Raw genomic sequence first — 2219 nt, 5'->3', positions numbered from 1 at the left:
CCGCGAGCATCGTCTCGTCTACGTCGTCAAAGATGACATCATCGTCATCCAGCAGGCACGGCGACACTACTGAAAGCAACAGCCCCGGTGCGCAATTCGCGCACCGGGGCTGTTTTCTCTCTTATGGTCGCCTGAAGGCGACGACGTTGCTCGTCGCCGCCGTCGACTCTTGTTCCTCTGCGGACGTTTGGTCTCCGGTCCAACGCAAGATCAGCCCAGGGTCGATCCCATGTTCGTCTGATGCACGCGTCACGAAGTGCCGGCCGTACACCTTCGACAATGCCTGTCCGAACAGTCGCGGCGTTTCCTGCGCTACGTCGACCGGCTCGTTGGTGCGCCACCCTTGTGAGGACAGCTGAATGCTCAGACTTCGGTAGCGCTCCGGCGAGATCACGCCGATGTCCTTTGCGCGCCTGGCGATAGCCCCCACCGAGATCCCATAGTCAGCCTTGATCCGGAGATAGCCGTGCAGCGACAGGCTCTCCGTGACTCGAGCGCGGACTACCCGCTCAGGCAGCAGCAGCGCGCCGCCGAAACGAAACGCGCGCGCTTCCTCCGGACAACGTGTGCTCCCCAACGGGGATGCGAGCCGACGATCGAAAATCCAGTGAGCGGCCTCGTGCCCCAAACTGAGACGCTGGACCGCTCCAGGCAGTTGACTCGTGAGCGCTACCAGCGGGCGTTCGGTTCCAAGGTTCGGGCGGGACACCCCAACGTGATCCGATGCGCCTTCAAAGCTGTCATCCAAGTCGTTGACGACACCGACGCCGTGACGTTCCAGCAGTCGAGTGACGTTCTTGACCGGATCTTCTGGTCCCAGACCTGCGGATCGTCGGAGGGCTTCGGCACATTCCTCGGGATCGTTGTTGAACTCGGCAGGGTCCGGCAGTTCGCTCGTCCGGAACTCCGACGCCGCGGAGATGGCATTGAACAAACGAGCAGCTTCGGAGTAGAGACGCTTCACACGACGTTCGTCACGAGCGCTCGCGCGGGCACGCTTACGGAAGGTGAACTGGCCGGCGTCCGTCTCCCCGTCTGGCATCTGGAAGAAGCTGAGCGGGAGCGAATAGGTTTCGGAAAGTTTGACCGCGAGGGACTCGGGCAACGGTCGTGAACCCTTCTGCACCAACGACAAAAAGCTCTGCGATACCTCCGCAGAGGTCGCGAGCTCTTGCTGTGTCAGGCCTTTGAGGTCACGAAGGGCCAGCAGTCGGGGTCCGAGCAGCTCTCGGTCAGTGTTGTTGTCAATCATTCTTCGTTTTCTGCGCGATCGATATTTGCCTCGCCGAAGAAGTCCTCATCGTCTGAGTCTCCGGAGAAGGTCATGTCGGTAAAGATGGTGCCGTCGGGCCGGACGGCGATGTCGAGATCGTAGGGCACTGCCTGGCCGTAGACGCCTGCGGCGAGCGGCCGAACGATCCGAAGAGTGAATCCTTCTGCGACGCTTTCCTTTTTGGCGTAGTCCCACAGCAGAAGCAGTTCGCTCATCGTTTGAGTCTGCTGCACGGGAACAGCGGGCCGGGGGAACAATCCGCCTTGCTGCCAGGCTTCCCGGCGCGCCCGGTTCTTTCCCGCGACGGGCACGCCGCTCGGATAGGTCTTGCGTCGCTCCTTCAGGAACCGCAGTTTCAGACCGAGGGTGGGCGCGGTCAGATAAAGCTGTCCCATCAACTTCGGATTGCCGCCCAGCCGCCATTCGGCCGGCAGCGTTTCGCTTTCGAGGTACTCCCGGAATGCGATGCGGGCCATCATGGGCCGAATGTGCGGGTACTTCTCGCTTTTGTACCCACGTGTTCGAGTGTTGGCGTCAGCCAGGGCCGAGGCGACACCTTCGTACATACGTGGCGCGAGGATGCCGGATTGCGTCATCACGAGGCGCTGCATTTCATTGGGCGTCATATTATGACCTCTCGGTTGGCTGAAGTCATAATATGACAAGGAATGAAAGATTGCCAGTCGGTGTTCCCCCGCCCCCCGACCACGACCAACCAATCCCCCACGACCCACCACGCGCGCACTCACGCGCACGCGACACTCCGACCGGGTGCACGACTGCTGCTCGATGTCTCTATCCGATGCGTTGTTGGTAGGCGCGCCACGGGAGTTGGAGTTGGCCGGTTTTGCCTGCTCGGTTTTTGGCGATGATGAGGGTGATGTAGCCGGTTGGTTGTCCGGTGGGGTCGGTTTCGTGGTGGAGGAGGATGACGGTGTCGGCGTCT

2 protein-coding genes are annotated in these 2219 nt (G+C 61.3%); both read right to left on the bottom strand.

Features of this window, described 5'->3' with window-relative positions; all coding sequences use genetic code 11:
* Positions 1 to 121 precede the first annotated feature (121 nt).
* Positions 122 to 1252, bottom strand: coding sequence for an ImmA/IrrE family metallo-endopeptidase (locus tag ACH4F2_RS35760; protein ID WP_353798906.1), 1131 nt, complete (start codon positions 1250 to 1252; stop codon positions 122 to 124).
* Positions 1249 to 1899 carry a hypothetical protein gene (locus tag ACH4F2_RS35755; RefSeq protein WP_353798905.1) on the bottom strand — a complete coding sequence of 217 codons (651 nt, stop codon included), beginning with the start codon at positions 1897 to 1899 and terminating at the stop codon, positions 1249 to 1251. Before ACH4F2_RS35755 ends, ACH4F2_RS35760 begins: the two co-directional genes overlap by 4 nt.
* Positions 1900 to 2219 lie beyond the last annotated feature (320 nt).

Origin of the sequence: Streptomyces sp. NPDC017890, assembly GCF_044328675.1 — a bacterium.
Lineage (GTDB): Bacteria > Actinomycetota > Actinomycetes > Streptomycetales > Streptomycetaceae > Streptomyces.
Note: the sequence above shows the minus strand (reverse complement) of the source record. Positions and strands in the feature narration are given on the sequence as shown.

Coding starts and splice junctions, on each gene's coding strand:
- ACH4F2_RS35760 (WP_353798906.1), bottom strand. CDS start 1,252: ATGATTGACAACAACACTGACCGAGAGCTGCTCGGACCCCGACTGCTG.
- ACH4F2_RS35755 (WP_353798905.1), bottom strand. CDS start 1,899: ATGACGCCCAATGAAATGCAGCGCCTCGTGATGACGCAATCCGGCATC.